This window comes from Bacteroides caecigallinarum (assembly GCF_016902295.1).
In the GTDB taxonomy this organism is placed as follows: Bacteria; Bacteroidota; Bacteroidia; order Bacteroidales; family Bacteroidaceae; genus Phocaeicola; species Phocaeicola caecigallinarum_A.
Genome location: NZ_JACJLQ010000018.1, coordinates 49927 through 68148 on the forward strand (window position 1 = coordinate 49927; position 18222 = coordinate 68148).

The following is an 18222-nucleotide window of genomic DNA, read 5'->3' on the forward strand; positions in this document are numbered from 1 at the left end:
ACAACAAAAAAAAATTGCTCCTCGAAATCGGGGAGCAATTTTTTTTATCCGTTTATGGAGTTGTTTTTTTAGAAAGTCACGTTAAATCCGCAACTGAAGCTTGCGTTAGCGTTGTTCACCGGAATAAACTGAGGATTAACCTTTCCAACCAAACAATCCATTCCTAAAAAGATGCTGAATCCTTTCGGGTGTAAGTTCAGAATCCATCCTGCGGAAGTTCCGAAGCTTGACACAGCCACATTCACACCACCTTCAAGCCAGCTCAGAGGCGATACATTTGCCGAGAGTCTTCCTTCCGACCATGTATATGGGCCGTTGAATCTGGTAGTAGAGAGCAGACCGAACGAAAGCTTGTCATACATAGGCAGTGCATATTCCGCACCCACCACCAGAGTAGCGGCAAGAGCCTTGCTCAGACTACCTCCCGTGCTTCTTCTGTGCAGGTTGGCATAGTCTTCAAATTCATCACCAAGAGCATCCAGCTGGTTCTCCAGCTTGTTGTCCTCGTCGCTGAACGAAAGGTTTTCGAAACCGTCGAATCTCCAAGGCTCGTTGTTGGTCGAAGCGTAAGTATTGTTGCTCCATCCAATGAATCCCAAGTCCTTGATTGCAGCCGATACGGTAAGGTTGTCTATCACCTCGTATGTCGCGCCAAGGTCGATACCAAGACCGAAACCGCTCAATCCAGGGCTGTCATATTCTATATTGTCGAAGTCCACCAGTCCACCGTCCTTTTCAGGAACAGTCATACCTTTAGCGGCGATGTTCATTTCTCCGTTGGCCGATACAACCCATTCATTTTCGCTCAGTGTCACGTGAGTGTTCTTCAGAGACATGTCGGCATACATACCGCCTAAGAGGAATTTCACTTTCGCGCCCACTCTCAGTTTGTCGTTAATCTGTCTTGAGTGTCCCAAAGCCACTTCCACATAGTTTGCGCTCGACATTCCCATGTCACCCATGTCATACACAGTAGTCGGACCGCTCTGTCCCACCTTCATCAGCTCCAGCATATCCTTCGGAATGTTCACCGAAGTATGCGATCTCAGTCCTATATCGATTGTGTTGAAACCACCCCATGCTCTGAATCCTGCCGACAGTATAGACATATCCAGGTTCATTGCCAACTTATTGTTTGTGCTTAGTCCGTTCAGGAACTCGTCAGCGCTGATGCTGCTGTTCATGAAGGTAGTCAGTCCGCCGTTGGCAGTAGGATAGAGGAAGTTTCCGAGTCCGATGTTACCCCTTGTACCTATGTTGATATTTCCCAGCACAGGTACGCTCACATACGCCTTGTCGCTTTGCAATGCCGGGTTCAACTGATGTTTGAAAAGATATCCGTCCAGGAAGTATCCCGAGCTGAGAGCCTGTGCCGACATTCCTGTTGCTGCGCACACCATAGTCGCAGCCATCATATATTTAGTTATATTTTTCATTGTTTCTCCTCATTTTAAATATTACAACTCCATAGTGATACCACCTTTAAGCTTCAGTTTCAGATCAGTAATCTTGATGTACTGGTTTTCGTTCAGGCACACACCGCTTGTTTCCCCGCTTCCTGTAGCAGTCACAGTCAGTTTCAGTCCGTCCAGACCCTTCATGCTTCCGTCTGTAGTAGTAACCGTAAATTTCACATCGCTTGTAGCACCTGCCTTGATGTCCATGTCAATATTCACCACCACGTTATTCAGTACGTTGCCTGCGTTGTCCACAGCCACTGCGCTCAACTTCACTCCCAGAGGCAGCTGGTTGTTTACGCTCATTGTAGCCTCTATTTCGTTGAATTCAATGTCTTCCAGGTCGCTTCCCCATCCGTCCATTGTTTCTGTGTACACAATGTTTGTACCTTCCGAGAACATCAGCGGAGTATTGATTTCGTAAGCAGTCGACATTTTATAGTTTTTGTTAGCCTGTACAGTCACAGGAGTTTCAGGCACAGTCACCTCTACGTTTTCCACTTCAATCAATTCAGGTATTTTTGTTATCAGGTTATGCAGATCTTCCACAATCACCTTGCTGTCAGCCACAATGTCGGCATCCACGTTTGCATTCTGATGTATGCAGATAACATAATTTTCGCAGTTTGCCGGTATCTCAATGCCCTCGATATCTACACTATTCATCACCGCACCCGTTTTCATCGGAATCAGTGTTGCTCCGAATGTCACCGGTATCGGGCTAGGGTTAGTCACAGTGAAGAACAGTCTCGGGTCAGTCAGCTCAATGGCTGCCTCCTCGTCGTTCAGGAAGTCAGGAAGTTCTGCCACCTCTATCGGGTCTATAGTGATGTCGATTTCCGGATCAACAACTGCGCTCACTTCTTCCACAGTTATTTCGTTCGATTCGATATCAATTTTGATGCTGGCAGATGCACCGCTGTTCATCGAACCGTTCAGCGAGATATTACCTTTCAGTGCGATATCCCCGTTCAGTTTGATTACGTTGTTGTCCTTCACGTCATCTTTGAAAATATACTCTGCACCGGCCTTTTCGAAGTCTATTTTAGTAATGTTGATAGGAATCTTCACGTCGTCGCTGAAGCTCTGTCCTTCACCGCTTTTCAGTGTCAGGATTCTTCCTTCTGTAACTTCCCAGTCAGTTGCCGAAGTCTCAATAGTCATGAATTCAGGGAACACCACCTCGAAGTCGCTCAGTTTCGCGGTGATGTTCGATGTACCTGTCTTTTTCAGTTTGATCACCACGCTTGTGTTCACGCAGCTTGTATTCACGTACACAGGTTTCTTCAGTACAGAAGTAACGCCGTCCGAGTTGATGTCCAGTGCGATGTTCTGTTCTATAGCGACATTAGTGGCAGGAATATCCATGCTTCCGCCGGTATTATTGCTCACACCGTCTATTTCCACTCCTGTAAATCCTCCGGCAGTCTCAATTGTCACTTCAGGTATTTCGATGTCGTTGCTGTTTTCACCGCCACCCTGTTTCAGCATATAGTTGCCGTTGTTGTCAGCCTGTACAGCGCTTCCTTCTTCTATTTCCAGCAGGTCCTTCAGCATCATATTGTCCGTGCTGCTGCCCGGAACAGTAAGGTCTCCCCCCACAGTAATAGTCTTGTCAATCTCCTTGTCCAGGTCGTATGCGTCATCCACCTGACACGAATTCAGACCAATCAGTCCCAGGGCACATACGCCCACGACTGCATGATTCTTAAAATTTCTCTTCATACGTCAAATTTGTTAATAAATAAGTCATTAAATTTAGTGTGGTAATGTTTATTGATATACAAAATTTTAACCTCTTTACCTTGTTTCTGTGCAAAGATATGAAAAATCCACCATTTTTTCAGAAAAAAAGCACCATAAAATTTCGCTTTATTGTGAAAATATATATAACTTTGGGAATCTGAGGAATCGAAATTACATTTACTTTAATTTTAAAAACCGGAGTTATGAAGAAGTTATTATTTATTCTGGCATTCTTTATGCCTTTCATTGCGTTCACATCATGTTCAAAAGATGAAGTTTCATCAACCGACGATCTTGCCGGAACAAAGTGGGAAGGAAATATCGGTCTTGGCGATCTTGTAATTGCCACTCTTCGTTTGAATTTTCAGGAGACCACATTCACAGCTTCTGTAAGGATGGATTTGAATGGCGACGGTCAGATAAGCGACAATGAAGAAGAAGTATCCACAGGTACATATACAGTAGATGGCAACTACATCTACCTCACCATCGAGGGAGAGACAGAGAAGGCAGAGCTTCGCGACGGTAAGATAATTCTCAAGGTTACCGACTGGGATGGCGAGAGCATTCCTATGGAGTTTATACTGGAACAGGTATGATAATCAAAAAACAAAAAATCAGACAGTAAAAAACATTTCTCGGATTAAATCAATAAGGGCGGCCACCACATCATCGCGGTGACCGCCCTTAATTATTAATTATTAATTTTTAATTGCTTCCTAGTCTCTTCTGAACACATCCCTCGTATACACCTTCTCCTTCACGTCGTCAAGCACTGCATCATATCTGTTCGCTATGATGGCGCCGCTCATGCGCTTGAAGTCCTCCAGGCTGTTCACCACCTTCGAGCCGAAGAAAGTAGTTCCGTCCTCCAGCGTAGGTTCGTAGATTATTACCGTTGCCCCCTTCGCCTTTATTCGCTTCATCACCCCCTGTATGGAACTCTGTCGGAAGTTGTCGCTGTTCGATTTCATTGTCAGTCTGTAAACCCCTATGATCACGTTCTTCTCCACATCCATGTCCCACTGCGAGTTGGCAGAGTAGTATCCCGCCATTTTCAGCACCTGGTCCGCTATGAAGTCCTTCCTTGTGCGGTTCGATTCCACAATGGCGTGAATCAGGTTCTCCGGCACGTCCGCATAGTTTGCCAGCAGCTGCTTCGTGTCCTTAGGCAGACAGTAGCCTCCGTATCCGAACGACGGATTGTTATAGTGGTTACCTATTCTCGGGTCAAGGCTTATACCGTTTATGATATCCACGGTGTTCAGCCCCTTCATCTCCGCATAAGTATCCAGCTCGTTGAAGTACGAAACCCTCAGCGCCAGATACGTGTTGGCAAACAGCTTCACCGCCTCCGCCTCCGTCAGTCCCATGTACAGAGTGTCGATATTCTCTTTTATCGCCCCCTCCTGCAGCAGCCCTGCAAAAGTCCTTGCCGCCTGCCTCAGTTCCTCCGCATGGTCGCACACAGAGTCTTTCGGACACCCCACAATTATACGGCTGGGGTAGAGGTTGTCATACAGCGCCTTGCTTTCCCTCAGGAACTCCGGCGAGAACAGCAGTTTCAGGTTCCTTCCGTACTTGCGGTACAGCCCCTCGCAGTACCCCACCGGTATCGTGCTCTTTATCACCATCACCGCTCCCGGGTTCACGCTGCGCACCAGGTCAATCACCTCCTCCACATGCGAAGTGTCAAAATAGTTCCTCACCGGATCATAGTTCGTAGGAGCCGCTATCACCACAAAGTCCGCGTCCCTGTATGCCGCCTCTCCGTCCAGAGTGGCAGTCAGGTCCAGTTCCTTTTCCGCCAGATATTTCTCTATATAGTCGTCCTGGATAGGAGAGATGCGGTTGTTTATTTTCTCCACCTTTTCCGCTATCACGTCCACAGCCGTCACCCTGTGATGCTGCGCCAGTAATGTTGCTATCGACAGTCCCACATACCCTGTTCCTGCTACTGCTATATTCTTTTTCATATTTCAACTCCCATTTATATAATGTTATTGATTTTAGATAATCCAACTGTTTTAACCGTGTTTTTTTATGAAATCATCAAATTTATTACATTGGATAAAGAATGTATTATCGGTTCCCAATTGACTTTTCAAATGATTATACATTGTTTCACTGCAAATCTTCTCCCAACTCGTAGAAGTACTTGCAAGCATAAACAATTGTTCTGCAAACGATTCAATAGGATTAATCCTAGGATTAATATCAGTTACCAGAATAAACAGTATCGGTACATCCTTGCTTATATTATTCTGACCTGAGATATTCTCGCATAGGATTATACTGTCAAGAAGTTTTTTCTGATAATCGTAGCTTGCCGATTGCCTGTCAATCTTATCTCTAAGAATATCCTCATCTTTCTCCGTTAAACTATTCTTCTTTAACAACTTCTGATTCTCCAGAAACTTTTTCCAGCCTTTAATTTCAACAAAACACAGTTTATTATTATATGTCAGTGCATCAACAGACGAATGTGATGATATTTTATGCGCTTTATCCCATTTTTCCTTTATACTGTCAAAATCAATTACCTGAGTCTGTTGTGGCTTACCGCAAAAGTTTCCGATACACGGCTTGTGTAATAAGCATAATGATACTGTTCCGTTATCAGAATATTTCAGGATGCAGTCAAAGACATATTTAGCCGAGTTCATATCCATTATAAGCCCATATTAATTATATCGTTCATTGGCTGAGCCAGTTTGAAGAAAATCTTGTTGAGATCTTCTGTATAATCATTCATTATACACGTACCGTTCTCCTGTTCATCAGCCATATAATAATTCACGAACTTTTCCATTTTCATTTTATTGGAGTAATATCTGATGGCCTGAATAAAATACGGACTATGCGAAGTAACAAGAATAGGAATACCTTTCGAAGCTTCCTCTACCAACATAGCCGCAAGCCTTATCTGCCATTCGGGATGAAGATGATTTTCGGGTTCGTCCCAAATAAGAATTTTTCTTTCATTTATCGATTCAACACCTTTCAGCATCTGCATTACGCCGAACGACTTTATACCGGAAGCCACATTTACCACCTGGAACTTCTTGTCATCCTTTATCCATAGAATATTCTTGCTGTCCTGGTCAAAACTGAAACATCCTCCTGTGATGTTGTTCATATATTCCGTTTCGTCAAAGGAAAAGAGTGAATCCATGATGCTGTATTTGAAACTTTCCAGTTTCTTGGCGAAATCCTTTATGTGATAGTTCACCAGTGGTTTGAATGACGCAAGCACTCCTCTTTCCTCTTCGTTGAAAGTCCTGGCAGAAGACAAAGCGTCAATTATATGCAAATACAGCGGCGACTCAATCAGGGTGATGTCGTCGAAGAAACATCCGTTACCGCCTCTCACTTCTTTGATATTATTATCCGACAGACTTACACTCAGTTCCTTACTTCCGCTTTCGTCAGAGAACACTATAGTTGATTGCTCTGTGTCATACGTACATACCGAATTCATGAATTCCGCCTTCAGAATTGCCTGCAGTTCCCGTTTCAGCATACCTTCATGAGTTCCGCTTTCTTTCATAAGGACTAATAATTCCGAGATAAGATTATTGACCACAGCTTTGTGTAATGGCTTGATTTCCGCTTCTTCCATAGCTGCGGATATTCTACTCAAGATTTCGAAAACAACTTTGCTCTGCGCTTTAATCAGTCTGGCAATTTGAATACTGGGATTCCTGCCGAAAATGTCTTTTTTAAGCGAAGTGCCGTATAACATGTCAAAGTCACTCAGACTTCTATATAGCGCTTTTACTTTCGTATTTATAGTGTCATCTATTGATTTTGAACTGTCCTTGCTGTTTGTCAGTGCTTTTATTATTGAGAACAACATCTTTCCCACAGTACTCTTACCTGAATCGTTTGTCCCGGCAATTACAGTAAGCCCATTAATCTTTATATCAGCCTTCCCTATTTTATTTATGTTTGATAATGAAAGTCTCATATCGAAAATATTAAATTATACACAAAAATAATCCAAAAACAGAGAATTACAAAACAAATGCGCATTTAAGTGAAAAAGTCTCCGACACCAAAATTAAGTGTCGGAGACTTTTACTTAGCTTTTCTTCTTTTCCCCCTCATAACCATATCCGTATCCGTAGCCATAGCCCTTTCCGTAGCCGTATTTGCGTCCGTATCCGTAGCCATAGCTGTTTCGGCGTTTGCTCATGTCGATACCGTTTATTACGGTTACCAGTTTCGGGAACTTCTTTTCCCTCTTCAGTACGTTGATAAACTCATATCCCGCCTTCGGAGTCACGTCCGCGCGGCACACATATACACATGCGTCCGCCACACGGCCTATGATTGCCGTATCCGTCACCATACCTATAGGCGCTGTGTCCAGGATTACGTAGTCATATTTCTCTTTCAGCAGCTCTATTGCCTTGTCCAGCACATTGCGTGCCACGAGTTCCGTCGGGTTAGGAGGTACAGGACCACCCGGCAGAATATCCAGATTGTCGCTGATGTCCGATTTCTGTATCATGTCGAACAGGTTCACATGCTCCGGATCGCTCAGATAGTTTGTTATACCCTCCGCGCGGCGGCTCAGGTTGAACACCTTGTTCAGTCCCGGCTTGCGGATATCCATACCCACTATCACCACCTTCTTGCCCAGAAATGCCAGACTCACCGCCGTGTTACCTGCCACGAACGATTTTCCTTCCCCCGGCTGGGTTGACGAGAACAGTATCACCTTCTGGTTCTTTTCCAGCACGAACAGCAGGTTCGTTCTCAGTCCGCGGAACATCTCCTCCATTATGTTGTTATGGTTCTCGCGTATCACTATCGCCCCGTGTTCAGGTTTTGTCGCTGTAGGCAGCTCCGCTATGATAGGCACGTCGGTTATTTTTTCCACATCCTCGCGTGTCTCAATCTTATATTTCAGCAGGTCTCTCAGATATACGAATCCTACCGGCAGACCCAGTCCGATTACCAGTGCAGCCAGAGCAATGATAGGTTTCTTTGGCGAAACAGGCGCTCTGTCCGGCAGCGGTTTTTCTATTATACGTCCATTGTTTGCCGTAGCCGCCAGGGTTATGGCGTTCTCCTCACGCTTCTGTAGCAGCATTATGTACAGCGTAGCCTTTATCTCCTGCTGGCGCGAAATAGTCAGGAACTCTTTCTCCTGCTGCGGAGCGTCGCTTATCCTTGTCTCCAGTCTCTTTGCCTGACGGTCAAGGTCAGCCTTCGCTATCTGCAGACCCTTCAGCACACTCTGCACAGTGGTATGCACGCTCTTTCTCATCGCCTCAATTCCTGTGTTCATATTCACCACAGCAGGATTGTTTTCCGATGAAGTGCGCAGCAGTCTCTTGCGCTCAATAATCATTGTGTTATACTGGTCAATCACCGAAGTCAGGTTCGCATCCTGAAGTCCCACGTTTGCAGGAATCACCTCGTTCGCGTTCGCCGGATTGTTTATATAGTTCTGCAGGAATTCCACTAAGCTTATCTGTGTGGCGTTCTGTATCTTCTGCTGCTCATATTTTGTACTCTCTTCCAGAGCTATCTTTGCGTCTGTAGTAAGGTCAGTCAGTCCTGAACGCTGTTTGAAAGCCGCCAGTTCCGATTCCGTGGAGCCTAACTCAGAGTTGATAATAGCGAGTCTGTCCTCTATGAATTCGGCCGATTTGCGTGCCACCTCGTTCTTCTCGTCGTTCGCGTCCTGGTTATAGTTTCTCACTAAGCTGTTTATGAAGTCCACAGCCCTGCGCTTGCTTGTATTCTGCACGCTCAGTGCCGCAATTGTAGTAGTCTTCGAAGTAGGCTCCACTGACATGTTCTTGGCGTATGCAATAGCCGTAGCCGTAGGCGATGAGATATAAGTCACCAACTCAATATCCTTTTCCAGAGCAGGTACCGAATCATTCCTGCTGAACGAGAATACGCCAACAGGGGTAGGGAATACCGCTGGAAGACTTTCAAATTCCTTTTCTACTTCATATTCCTCTTCATCCTCTTCCAGAATATATTTAGCTTTTACCGAAAGCTTACCTTCCACGGTATATTTCATGTCCAGCTTCACCCCTCCGTACAGTCTCTCTGCCTCTTCCGGAGTAATGAACACATTTACAGGCGAAGTCCTGTACAGCGGAACATTATATCCCATGAATCTTTTTTCCGAAGTATTGATATAAAGCCCCAGCTCAGTCACCACCTTGCTTATCAGCGTGCGCGATTTCAGTATCTCCACCTCATTGTCGAAGCTGCTTGTCATCGAGAATCCCCCCATGTCCTGCAGTGCCCCTAATGCACCGTTTGCCGCATTCATCGCCTTAGTCCTCGGGTCCTGCTCCTTAATCAGCACAGCCGACGAAATGTTATACACCGGAGTCTGGTATCTCATGTATAGGAATGCCACCGCAAGACACGCTATTACGCTTGCCACAAACCATGGCCAGTACACCAGATACTTGAATATTATCTCATAGATGTTGAAAGATTCCTCTTCCTGATTCTCCTGCATAGGAGTGTTGTTCAGTTCCTGCATGATTCAGTATTATATGTGCGTTATTAGTTGTTTTCTCTTTTTTATCTCAGAATGTTCACTATAAGGCTGGCTATCGACACCATGATTGATGTCGCCGAAATCCATGTAGTGGTTGTTGTACCTATATCAGAGTTCTTCGCCTTAGTCTGGTTCGGAGTGACATACAGAATGTCGTTCTGTTTCAGATAGAAGTACGGCGACAGAATCAGGTCACTCTTCGTCAGGTCCAACTGCACAATCTCGCGCTTTCCTTCTGCGTCCTCACGAATCAGCTTCACGTTTGTGCGCACACCATATACCGTCATATCACCTGCCATCGCAAGAGCCTCCAGCACATTCACCTTCTCGTTGCTTACGGTGAATGTTCCCGGACGAGCCACCTCACCCAGCACCGAAATCTTATAGTTCGCCATACGTACAGTCACAATAGGCTTCTCCTTCAGATAAGGCTGCAGCCTTTCGCGTATCAGGTCTTCAGCTTCATTCTTAGTCAGTCCACCCACTTTCAGGCGTCCTACTACCGGGAAATCAATTTCCCCCTTATTATTGACAAGGTATTGCTGCAATGTAGGCTGGGTTGTAGTATTAATATTAGTTAGTGCAGCATTCAGCGGAGTCTGCACCGTAAGGTTGAATGGTGCCGCCGCCTGCGGGTCCGTAGTATTGATAGTAATGCTCAGCAGATCCTTCGGCATAATCTTGGCGTCATACAGAGGGATAACCTTACCATAGTTATTTACAGTCTCAATATCCTGCATATAAGGAACATTCTTATACGAGGTACAGCTGCTCATCAGTCCCGCAGCCAAAAGTGCGATAAACAAGTACTTTTTCATCATATTATATTATCCGAATAATCTTTTAAACAAACCTTTGTTCTTATTCTCTTTTCCGTTATCCTCGCGGTCCTGTTCGTAGTGGTCCAGTAGAGACTCATAGCTCAGTCTGTTCTTCACCATCTCGTAAATGGTACCCCAGTCCGGCAGCCCCCCCAGGTTACGGTCGTCTATGAAGAGATCCGCCTTCAGTTTGCGCGAGTAGTGGCTGTTCTTTCCCTTCTCCTCTTCCGGGTAGTCACGGTTTATGGCATAAAACTCCAGTCCACGTTCGCGGCAGAACTCTATCGCCTCGTCCAGCAGCCTGCCTTCGCGCACAGTCCACAGAATCAGTTTGTGTCTGTCCGCCTGCAGACGTTTCAGCGTCTCAATCGCGAAAGGGATCTCCCTTCCTATCTCCGGGTATTTATGTTCCACTATCGTCCCGTCAAAATCTATGGCTATAATCATTCGCTTTCGATTTTATTTTACTATTTTACAAAATGTTACGTTTTTAAACAAAAAACTTTGTATTCCGGCTGCGAAGATAGCTAATATATAGCGAAGTACAAAGCGAAAACTCAAATTTCAGGCTTTTAATTCCTAAATGCGGTCAATTCCTGTTTACTGCATCCCCGTTTCAGCTTTTTTCAGAACTTCCTCATCTCCAGCCTTGCATACTCCGATTCCAGCGTCATGGTCTTGCCGTTGCAATGCACTATTCGGAACTTTGTTTCCTCCAAACGATTTTTATTTTATAACAGCAATCCCCTTAACACCTCTTCATCCGAGAGACGCTTTATGATAGTCTTTCCGTCTTTGAGGTCTGTAAGATACACCGCTACCTCGTCGGTTTGCAACTCCAGGAAATCGTTTACCACGTATGGGCTGTGTGTAGTGATGAAATACTGGTTGCTCTTGTCGTCCGTTATGCTTCCGGTCACTTTAGATATGAACGGAGGATATGAATGCGCTTCAATCTCTTCAAGCATAATAACAGAGTTCTTGTTGCTGCTTATTGCTGCCTTGTAGAAAATAAGACGTTGCAACGTATCCGATACGGAGAAGAACGGAATGGAGAATACGGTAGTCTCGTTAAGCTGCTTCTGGAACTTTATTTCCTTTGTCGCAGTGTCAAACAATAGTTGCAGATTGTATTCTGCCACAATCTCTCTTATCTCATCCGTCAGACCACCATCGTTTTGTATTATTTGCATTATGTTCTCCCCACCTGCAGGCAAAAGAAAAGGCAACTCCGACACGGAAAATTTGTCAAGCTTCTTGAAATCATATTTTTTGAATTCAGGCATCAACACAGCATTGTTGCGTTTTGCCGCTATCTTGCCGCCATTGATAACCAGGCTTTCTTTTTTATCGCCATCAGAGTAGTCCCAAGTATATTTTATGCCGTCATTATTTGCGATACGCAAGTTATGGTTACCGGCCGTCACGCTTATAGGTTCCGATGTGTTGCCGTTAAAGTACAGTTCGTTCATACTGTTGCTGTATCTCACCGTGTCACGCAACTCACGTTTCGAATATACCAGGTAAGGAATAGAGAACAATGCGAGAGCCTCAAGTATATTGCTTTTGCCCACATTTGGGCGGCCTAACAGTAGGTTATATCTTCTACAGTCTGTCAGTTCCACTTCCACCAACGACTTGAAATTGTTTATTCTTATGTTTTCTATCATGATTGGTTTTTGTAGTGTTTCGCAAATTTATCATTTTCCCCCGATAATGACAAATATTCATATCATATATTCTCTTTCAACTTCTCTTCAGAACTTCTTCATTTCCAGCCTCGCATACCCGATTCCAGCGTCATGGTCTTGCCGTTGCAATGCATTTTTACCTAATGATTACTCATAATTCCCCCTTTCGAGTAACCATTCTATACTATGAAGTAAGTGATAGTGGAATTTTTATTTTTCCTCAGACAACAGGCTGAGTTTATGGAAATCTATATTATCGTAGTTTTCTTCACCTTCTGATAAGTGATAGCCATGGAATGCAAGACGAAGTTCGTTTTGGTTTTCAAAATAAATATAACAGTTGTTTGCTTCGTCATAATACCATAAAGCTGAATTTATATCTGTTCCCACAGCTAATTTAAGTAACCGTTCCGTGTCGTTGCGGTTCGTCAACAATTGGGCAGCTCTTTTCGTTGTTCCTGCTATCATTTGAGCCGGATGTTTATCATCACCATGTTTGGGATTATAGACATACACCCGTTGAGGCCGGCGGTTATCTGAAAACCATTGATGAAGGGAGCGGATGTCATTATACCAATAGATAGAGACATTGTTTCCAGTTGGATTAACAGATAAGACAATGGGTGACCTAAAGTGGAAGGCATTACAATTAAGCAACACAACGGCATTGCCTTGGGCTTCATTTCTTGCCATTTCTCCTAAACAGTTATTCGTTACATCTTGATTATTTAATGAATACTGTTCTCCTGATTCCAACGGTTCATCCCTCCAGTCTACAAAACCTTCCTCATTCAATAAAGCCTGGATCACAACTGTTATATTAGGGTATTCTTCTTCTTCGTATTCTTCTTGCAAAGCAATGTAGGGGTACAACACACCTTTCATATTTTCCGAATCATAGTAACGGTCACATCGTTCGTACTTGAAAAAATGCGCAATCTTCAGCCACTCATTGACTTCTTTTACAATCTGTTCAGGGTCTGTTTCCGTATTGTCCTTTATATAAAGCGCAGATGGTGAATGAGATGAATCGCTATACTCTTTAAACAATATGTAAAAGGCTGTCTTCATAAGTCAGAATCCCATTAATGTCCGCAGATCCATAGCATATTGATCACAAAAGTTCTTAGGAGGATTTTTCACCCTGCCTTTTGCCGTAATCTCCAGGTTTTGTACCATAAATGATTTCTTTTCTTCCTGTTTCCGAGAAAAGAAAAGAATTTCCAATTGGTTATTCTTTAAGATTTCATTGCGGACGGCTATCAAAGAAGCATTGACAATGTGGTCGCTATGTGTTTCGATAAACAATTGCACTTTTTTAGGCAAAACTTCTTTGCAGAAAAAATTCATTACGGCAGATTGTGCGCTGGGGTGTAAATGTGCTTCTGGATTCTCTATTATAATAATTTCCCCTTCTTCTGCCAGTAATCCAGCCGTTATCAGTGACAATGCGTAACTGTAACCATATCCGACGTTTACAGGATGGAAAAAGCGACCATTGTTTGTAGAATCCATATAAAGACGTAAAGCGTTTCCCTCTTCTTTTATCGAGAAAGTAGCTCCATCGAATATATTGCTCAATTCCTGTTCCACTTTTTTTTGAAAAGCTTCTCCCTCCGCATAGATTACGTTCAGTATGTTCCGCCCTTTTTTGTCTAACCATAAAGAAGAACGCGATACATTATCTTCTTCATTTTGTGCACTCTCCCTGTCTGCCGAGATGTAATACATCCGTTGCAGACTCGTTAAAGACGTATAGCCTGAAATCACAGGAGCGACAAGCGTGCCGCTTTTTTCAGCCGAAACACTTTCATCATAAAAAGAACTTTCAGAAAACATTTCCTTACCGCCTACCTCCATGCCACATAAGTCTCCCATTGAAGAAGCATTTCCTGCCTTATAGGATAACCGAAACCGATTGTCTGTAGCATTGTCTGTTTCGATAGTGAAAATTATGGGTAAGTCATGCATGCCATAAACATTCTTTACATCAGAAAAGCTACCTAAATCCACCCAATCTCCTTTGAGTAGCAGATTATTCAATGTATGTTGGGCAGAATTCCGTAACGATTGCGACAATAATAACAAGGCTTGCAAAAACGAAGACTTTCCACGTCCGTTAATGCCCGTTAATAATGTAAGGCTGCCTAATTGTATTTTTTGTAAATCATCAAAAGCCTTAAAATTCTGTATGGATAGCGTCTTTATCATTGTTTTTCGCTTTTAAACCAATCCCAAAAAGACTTTGGCAACCATCCTTGTACATCACTATCAGCTTTCAGTTCGCCAACAAATACATGGTCTTTATCTGTCATCTCTTGCTTAAGCATGTTGCAAATGAAAGTTGCATTATAAGAACTGGAGAGGAACCACACAGACTCCAACGGATGTTGATAGCTATCTCCCAGCTTCTTTATGCGTTCATACAATGAGGAATAGTCTTTAACTGTAGTATTGATGTCGTATGTTATTATATAGAGCATAATTGATATACCTTAGTCCTTTTGGGCAAAGATACTAAATAAATTCAAACAGATGCACTGATGGCAAGTTTTGTTTGAGCATTCGGAAGAAATAATTGTAAGTTTCCAATTTTAGGGTACCCCCTTTTGGACGGGCGCCCGCAGGCACCCGTCTAAGAAAGAGTCCACAAAGATAGTGAAAGGTGAACGCAGATAAACAAGCTTGCTTGGTTTAATTTGCTGAACCGCATCCTATCTTATCTAAATTTAACGATTATTATTTGCATATTGTCATGGAAGAAGGTTTTCGTAATCAGTTCTTCCCTTTTTTAATTCTCTGAGCAGCTTGCAGAAGTAGTCCCTGAAGGAGACTCCTACCTGTTTACAGGTTTCTATAAAGGTATTATAGATAGCGGAGTTCTGTATTCCTTTCACGCTTCCGAAGAACAGGCTGTTCTTCCGTTGGACAGTGATTGCTATTCTTCATTACCTGTTTAAATCAACTCTTCCGGAATACCTTCCACTTCTACAGGTACAACCTTCTTCTGTGTCTTCTTGAACCAGTCATAGAATGCAGTGTATGGAATATTGTTGCTAATGCAGAACGAGTTGATGGAAACTCCTTTGGGTTCGCCTTCGGTCTTGTAGAGAAACCACAGTCTTTCAAAATCTTTTTCGCTAAACATAATCTTTCAAGTTTTAAGTTTAGCACGAAGGTATGGGAAAGAGCAATGCTAGTCAATACGCCAATTTTGGATGGTTACCAAACAGCGTGTCATGTGTGAAATTATGATTTCCTCATACCTACCATACATCGATATTATACCAAATCAATGTGTGGGTATTAGACGGTATCAAGTATTACCATTCCATTTCCTATATGAACAAGGATGTGAGGATAATTTTAAATTTGCATTTTGGACCATATTACCACAAAGCAACTTTTCCTTCTATACCTAAGTCCAATGTGGCGGTATCTATCCCCAAAGCACGGAACACCTTTCCCATAGTGGAAAGTGTGATGGAACATTTTCCGCTTTCCAGCTTGCTTATCTGTGAGCGTTTCACACCGATACGTTCACCAAGTTCCTCTTGTGTGAGGTTTTGTCTCAGGCGTGCGTTTTTGATAGCTTCCCCTACGAAGTAAGCCTCTACCTCGTCTTTGAGCTGCGCTTCCATTGCGTCTCTTTCAGGAGTTCCTACTTTTCCCCATACTTCATCCACCAGATTGTCTGCAGGGGTAAACTTCATTTTTGCCATAATATATTATTTTTTATCGTTAAAATATTCTTTTCTTATTTCTTCTGCCCGTTGTATTTCTTTTTGCGGGGTTTTCTGAGTTTTCTTTATGATTCCATGTGTTGCTACAACAAGTGTTTCCGTTTCTGTGTCCCAAAAAGCAAAAAGCCTGTAGCATATACCACTAAACAATGTGCGCAACTCCCAAATTTCAGAATTATCCAGTTTTTTGAATAGATCCTTATCCATCACTCCGCTTTCCAGTTTACGGATATTATAGGTAATCTTCTGTTGCGCCTTAATGGGTTGAAGCCTCACAAAATTTTCAGCTTCTTCACTTAATATTACTTTTATAGTTTTTGCTTCCATGATATTTAACTTCAAATGCAAAGTTAGTCATTTGTTTCCAAATAAGCAAACAAAATAAATATAACTATATTTTCTTTAAACATTATTTCATCAAAAGAAGCTATTGTTTTCACTTATATGATTTTTCATAAACGAAGGTTTTTCGTCCCTCTGACTTATCAATAAGTCAAGAACAGATTCATTTTTTGATTTAACCCCATTACATTGTTTCAAAGTCCCCAGATCATAATGGCGTAGAAAAGAAACAAGTCCGGAAAGAAACTGTAAAACGAATATTCGGAAAAAGGTATAATATTCTCTGCTATATATAGCCCGACAGCTATAACAGCCCATATTGCTATATAAAGAATCGAGAAAGAATAGCTGTCCGAAGCAGTAACCCTCAGCCTGCTGATATAATATTTTATCTGTTTCATAAGTTTCTGTTCAAGATTCTCCATAAGAAATGCCATAACTTGAACGCCGGTCCCCATATCACCTCTTCAGGATACTCCTTAATCAGTCTGAAGTTCCTTGCGTTCCTTGTAATGAAGCTCATGGCAGAGTCTTTCTTTATAGAACGGTCAATAGAAGAGTCATACTTTCCGAAGTTACCACCATCTAATATAGTTTGTAGCAAAATTTTGCCACGTTTCTCGTCCGGAACAGTCAGCAGGCAACTGTCCTCCAGTCCGAACACCACTTTCATTACATACATCACAGCCCCTGCAAATTTTGTCATATTCAGTTCCTTCAGATGTTCCATAGCTATAGCCTTATCCTCCTCCGTACAACCCTTTGACAGGAACACCGCATAGTCCGCCATCTGCCTCAGTCCTATACCTTCACTGAACACATGCCTGTATAGATGCACCATCAGATACACCCTGTTCATCTCGTCCGATGGCACCTTCACCCGTCCAGCACCTCCAGGCAGCTCTATATATTTCGCATCCTTAATCCATTTCCTGAACATCCTCTGCAAAGCACTGTTCCTGTGATACGCATACATCCACGATGGGGTAGTGTGTACCTCCAGTTCAATCCCGTCAGATAGTATTACGTCAATATGATGATACGTAAACTCTTCCCCTTTAAGTTCTTTATTACAGATAGGCATCAGAATCTTTCTGTCACCATCAACCCAAAGGTCTATATCCCCGGGGCTTCTATGCAGCGGGTTAGGGTAGAGAGCGGCCAATCCCTGTCCTTTCAGCAGTACCGCATCCATACCTTTCTCGTTGAAGAATGAAGTCATATCAACCGCTTTTAGATTTATCATCCTGTTGAAACGTTCCATATTCACACCCATTTTCACAAGCTTCATTGAAATGTCTTTTGGAGGTCTTGATATACCGTCTGGCAGTCTGTTTATGGCATCCATCATTATCCCCATCATGGTTTGTTTGTGTGCCATCTTCAGTATTGCGTTCCATTCTTTGTCTGTTATCTCTTTAAATGGCAAGGACTGGGATATGCCCAGTCCTAGTCTTATTAATGAGAAAAAGAAATTTGTTAAACTATTAACCATAATAAATAGTGCTTATGTTCATTCTATTCTCAACCAAGACAATTTTATTTCTGTTTTAACATCCCGATTTATAAAAACTTAATAGAAGGGATTTCTTGTCGCAATCCTTTTCACTGGTTACTTCCAATTTTACAGCAGGACTATCGCATGGTTTGCCGGTTATCTGGACTTTGGCAACCTTAGGTTGTTCAGCCTGAACTGTCTTGCCTAACTTCTCACTCCACAGCTGGTGACGCTGCCAGTTCATGAACTTGTCGTAGTTTACTCCATAATCCGTACAGAACTCGCGAAGATCCTTGGTCTCGCTGCATAACTGGTAGAGGTCATATACCTCCTGATAGTTTACTTTTTCTTTCGCCATAATCATTGATGTTATTGGGTTATGG

The 18222-nt window shown here is 43.0% G+C and carries 18 protein-coding genes and 2 pseudogenes; 1 reads left to right on the top strand and 19 read right to left on the bottom strand.

Translation table 11 applies throughout. From position 1 onward, the window contains the following. Positions 1-68: 68 nt before the first annotated feature. Both H6A27_RS07885 and H6A27_RS07890 read right to left on the bottom strand, forming a co-directional pair. On the bottom strand, positions 69-1436 hold the full coding sequence (locus H6A27_RS07885) for a DUF5723 family protein (RefSeq protein ID WP_239469615.1): 1368 nt from the start codon (positions 1434-1436) through the stop codon (positions 69-71). A 21-nt stretch (positions 1437-1457) separates the two neighbouring features. Then, complete coding sequence (locus H6A27_RS07890) at positions 1458-3182, bottom strand: hypothetical protein (protein ID WP_204508226.1); 1725 nt, start codon at positions 3180-3182, stop codon at positions 1458-1460. Positions 3183-3406: 224 nt separating this feature from the next. Here H6A27_RS07890 and H6A27_RS07895 point away from each other — a divergent pair, with 224 nt between their 5' ends. Further along, entirely contained in the window at positions 3407-3802 is a 396-nt protein-coding gene (locus tag H6A27_RS07895) for a hypothetical protein (RefSeq protein WP_204508227.1), read from the top strand. 120 nt (positions 3803-3922) lie between these two features. On the opposite strand, the gene H6A27_RS07900 is transcribed toward H6A27_RS07895, so the two are convergent. The 17 genes and pseudogenes from H6A27_RS07900 to H6A27_RS07980 all read right to left on the bottom strand — a co-directional run. After that, a complete protein-coding gene (locus tag H6A27_RS07900; RefSeq protein WP_204508234.1) occupies positions 3923-5179 on the bottom strand; it encodes a nucleotide sugar dehydrogenase in 1257 nt (418 codons plus the stop codon). Positions 5180-5230: 51 nt separating this feature from the next. Further along, complete coding sequence (locus H6A27_RS07905; RefSeq protein ID WP_204508235.1) at positions 5231-5875, bottom strand: hypothetical protein; 645 nt, start codon at positions 5873-5875, stop codon at positions 5231-5233. Beyond that, positions 5875-7173: an AAA family ATPase gene (locus tag H6A27_RS07910; RefSeq protein WP_204508237.1), complete on the bottom strand. Its 1299-nt coding sequence runs from the start codon at positions 7171-7173 to the stop codon at positions 5875-5877. Before H6A27_RS07910 ends, H6A27_RS07905 begins: the two co-directional genes overlap by 1 nt. A 114-nt stretch (positions 7174-7287) precedes the next feature. After that, positions 7288-9726 carry a GumC family protein gene (locus H6A27_RS07915; RefSeq protein WP_204508240.1) on the bottom strand — a complete coding sequence of 813 codons (2439 nt, stop codon included), beginning with the start codon at positions 9724-9726 and terminating at the stop codon, positions 7288-7290. 41 nt (positions 9727-9767) lie between these two features. Next, positions 9768-10565 carry a polysaccharide biosynthesis/export family protein gene (locus H6A27_RS07920; protein WP_420867849.1) on the bottom strand — a complete coding sequence of 266 codons (798 nt, stop codon included), beginning with the start codon at positions 10563-10565 and terminating at the stop codon, positions 9768-9770. 6 nt (positions 10566-10571) lie between these two features. Then, the gene (locus H6A27_RS07925; RefSeq protein WP_204508241.1) at positions 10572-11012 is read right to left on the bottom strand and encodes a BT0820 family HAD-type phosphatase; all 441 of its coding nucleotides are present in this window, start codon (positions 11010-11012) and stop codon (positions 10572-10574) included. Between the two features lie 284 nt (positions 11013-11296). Further along, positions 11297-12235, bottom strand: a complete 939-nt coding sequence (locus tag H6A27_RS07935; protein ID WP_204508249.1) for an AAA family ATPase — start codon at positions 12233-12235, stop codon at positions 11297-11299. A 231-nt stretch (positions 12236-12466) separates the two neighbouring features. Next, the gene (locus H6A27_RS07940; RefSeq protein ID WP_204402183.1) at positions 12467-13327 is read right to left on the bottom strand and encodes a hypothetical protein; all 861 of its coding nucleotides are present in this window, start codon (positions 13325-13327) and stop codon (positions 12467-12469) included. Positions 13328-13330: 3 nt separating this feature from the next. Then, the gene (locus H6A27_RS07945; RefSeq protein WP_204402182.1) at positions 13331-14467 is read right to left on the bottom strand and encodes an AAA family ATPase; all 1137 of its coding nucleotides are present in this window, start codon (positions 14465-14467) and stop codon (positions 13331-13333) included. After that, positions 14464-14739 (bottom strand): hypothetical protein, encoded by a 276-nt coding sequence (locus H6A27_RS07950; protein ID WP_143270490.1) that lies wholly within the window; start codon positions 14737-14739, stop codon positions 14464-14466. The genes H6A27_RS07945 and H6A27_RS07950 overlap by 4 nt, the downstream gene beginning before the upstream one ends. Before the next feature lie 256 nt (positions 14740-14995). Further along, positions 14996-15192, bottom strand: a pseudogene (locus H6A27_RS15580) (IS66 family transposase); the annotation flags it as partial. A gap of 20 nt (positions 15193-15212) precedes the next feature. After that, positions 15213-15404 carry a hypothetical protein gene (locus H6A27_RS07955; protein ID WP_204508251.1) on the bottom strand — a complete coding sequence of 64 codons (192 nt, stop codon included), beginning with the start codon at positions 15402-15404 and terminating at the stop codon, positions 15213-15215. Between the two features lie 241 nt (positions 15405-15645). Next, a complete protein-coding gene (locus tag H6A27_RS07960; RefSeq protein WP_204402180.1) occupies positions 15646-15978 on the bottom strand; it encodes a helix-turn-helix domain-containing protein in 333 nt (110 codons plus the stop codon). 6 nt (positions 15979-15984) lie between these two features. Continuing rightward, on the bottom strand, positions 15985-16326 hold the full coding sequence (locus H6A27_RS07965) for a type II toxin-antitoxin system RelE/ParE family toxin (protein ID WP_204402178.1): 342 nt from the start codon (positions 16324-16326) through the stop codon (positions 15985-15987). Between the two features lie 209 nt (positions 16327-16535). Further along, the gene (locus tag H6A27_RS07970) at positions 16536-16742 is read right to left on the bottom strand and encodes a hypothetical protein (RefSeq protein ID WP_204508253.1); all 207 of its coding nucleotides are present in this window, start codon (positions 16740-16742) and stop codon (positions 16536-16538) included. Beyond that, positions 16739-17836, bottom strand: coding sequence for a nucleotidyltransferase domain-containing protein (locus H6A27_RS07975; RefSeq protein ID WP_204508254.1), 1098 nt, complete (start codon positions 17834-17836; stop codon positions 16739-16741). The genes H6A27_RS07970 and H6A27_RS07975 overlap by 4 nt, the downstream gene beginning before the upstream one ends. Positions 17837-17954: 118 nt before the next feature. Next, positions 17955-18197 (bottom strand): annotated as a pseudogene (locus H6A27_RS07980) (hypothetical protein); the annotation flags it as partial. Positions 18198-18222: the final 25 nt, after the last annotated feature.

Excerpts from the sequence above, each read along its gene's own strand:
- H6A27_RS07940 (WP_204402183.1), bottom strand. The coding sequence starts at position 13,327 with ATGAAGACAGCCTTTTACATATTGTTTAAAGAGTATAGCGATTCATCT.
- H6A27_RS07890 (WP_204508226.1), bottom strand. The coding sequence starts at position 3,182 with ATGAAGAGAAATTTTAAGAATCATGCAGTCGTGGGCGTATGTGCCCTG.
- H6A27_RS07925 (WP_204508241.1), bottom strand. The coding sequence starts at position 11,012 with ATGATTATAGCCATAGATTTTGACGGGACGATAGTGGAACATAAATAC.
- H6A27_RS07920 (WP_420867849.1), bottom strand. The coding sequence starts at position 10,565 with ATGATGAAAAAGTACTTGTTTATCGCACTTTTGGCTGCGGGACTGATG.
- H6A27_RS07965 (WP_204402178.1), bottom strand. The coding sequence starts at position 16,326 with ATGGAAGCAAAAACTATAAAAGTAATATTAAGTGAAGAAGCTGAAAAT.
- H6A27_RS07910 (WP_204508237.1), bottom strand. The coding sequence starts at position 7,173 with ATGAGACTTTCATTATCAAACATAAATAAAATAGGGAAGGCTGATATA.
- H6A27_RS07935 (WP_204508249.1), bottom strand. The coding sequence starts at position 12,235 with ATGATAGAAAACATAAGAATAAACAATTTCAAGTCGTTGGTGGAAGTG.
- H6A27_RS07950 (WP_143270490.1), bottom strand. The coding sequence starts at position 14,739 with ATGCTCTATATAATAACATACGACATCAATACTACAGTTAAAGACTAT.
- H6A27_RS07915 (WP_204508240.1), bottom strand. The coding sequence starts at position 9,726 with ATGCAGGAACTGAACAACACTCCTATGCAGGAGAATCAGGAAGAGGAA.
- H6A27_RS07970 (WP_204508253.1), bottom strand. The coding sequence starts at position 16,742 with ATGAAACAGATAAAATATTATATCAGCAGGCTGAGGGTTACTGCTTCG.
- H6A27_RS07900 (WP_204508234.1), bottom strand. The coding sequence starts at position 5,179 with ATGAAAAAGAATATAGCAGTAGCAGGAACAGGGTATGTGGGACTGTCG.
- H6A27_RS07955 (WP_204508251.1), bottom strand. The coding sequence starts at position 15,404 with ATGTTTAGCGAAAAAGATTTTGAAAGACTGTGGTTTCTCTACAAGACC.
- H6A27_RS07905 (WP_204508235.1), bottom strand. The coding sequence starts at position 5,875 with ATGGATATGAACTCGGCTAAATATGTCTTTGACTGCATCCTGAAATAT.
- H6A27_RS07885 (WP_239469615.1), bottom strand. The coding sequence starts at position 1,436 with ATGAAAAATATAACTAAATATATGATGGCTGCGACTATGGTGTGCGCA.
- H6A27_RS07895 (WP_204508227.1), top strand. The coding sequence starts at position 3,407 with ATGAAGAAGTTATTATTTATTCTGGCATTCTTTATGCCTTTCATTGCG.
- H6A27_RS07975 (WP_204508254.1), bottom strand. The coding sequence starts at position 17,836 with ATGGTTAATAGTTTAACAAATTTCTTTTTCTCATTAATAAGACTAGGA.
- H6A27_RS07960 (WP_204402180.1), bottom strand. The coding sequence starts at position 15,978 with ATGGCAAAAATGAAGTTTACCCCTGCAGACAATCTGGTGGATGAAGTA.
- H6A27_RS07945 (WP_204402182.1), bottom strand. The coding sequence starts at position 14,467 with ATGATAAAGACGCTATCCATACAGAATTTTAAGGCTTTTGATGATTTA.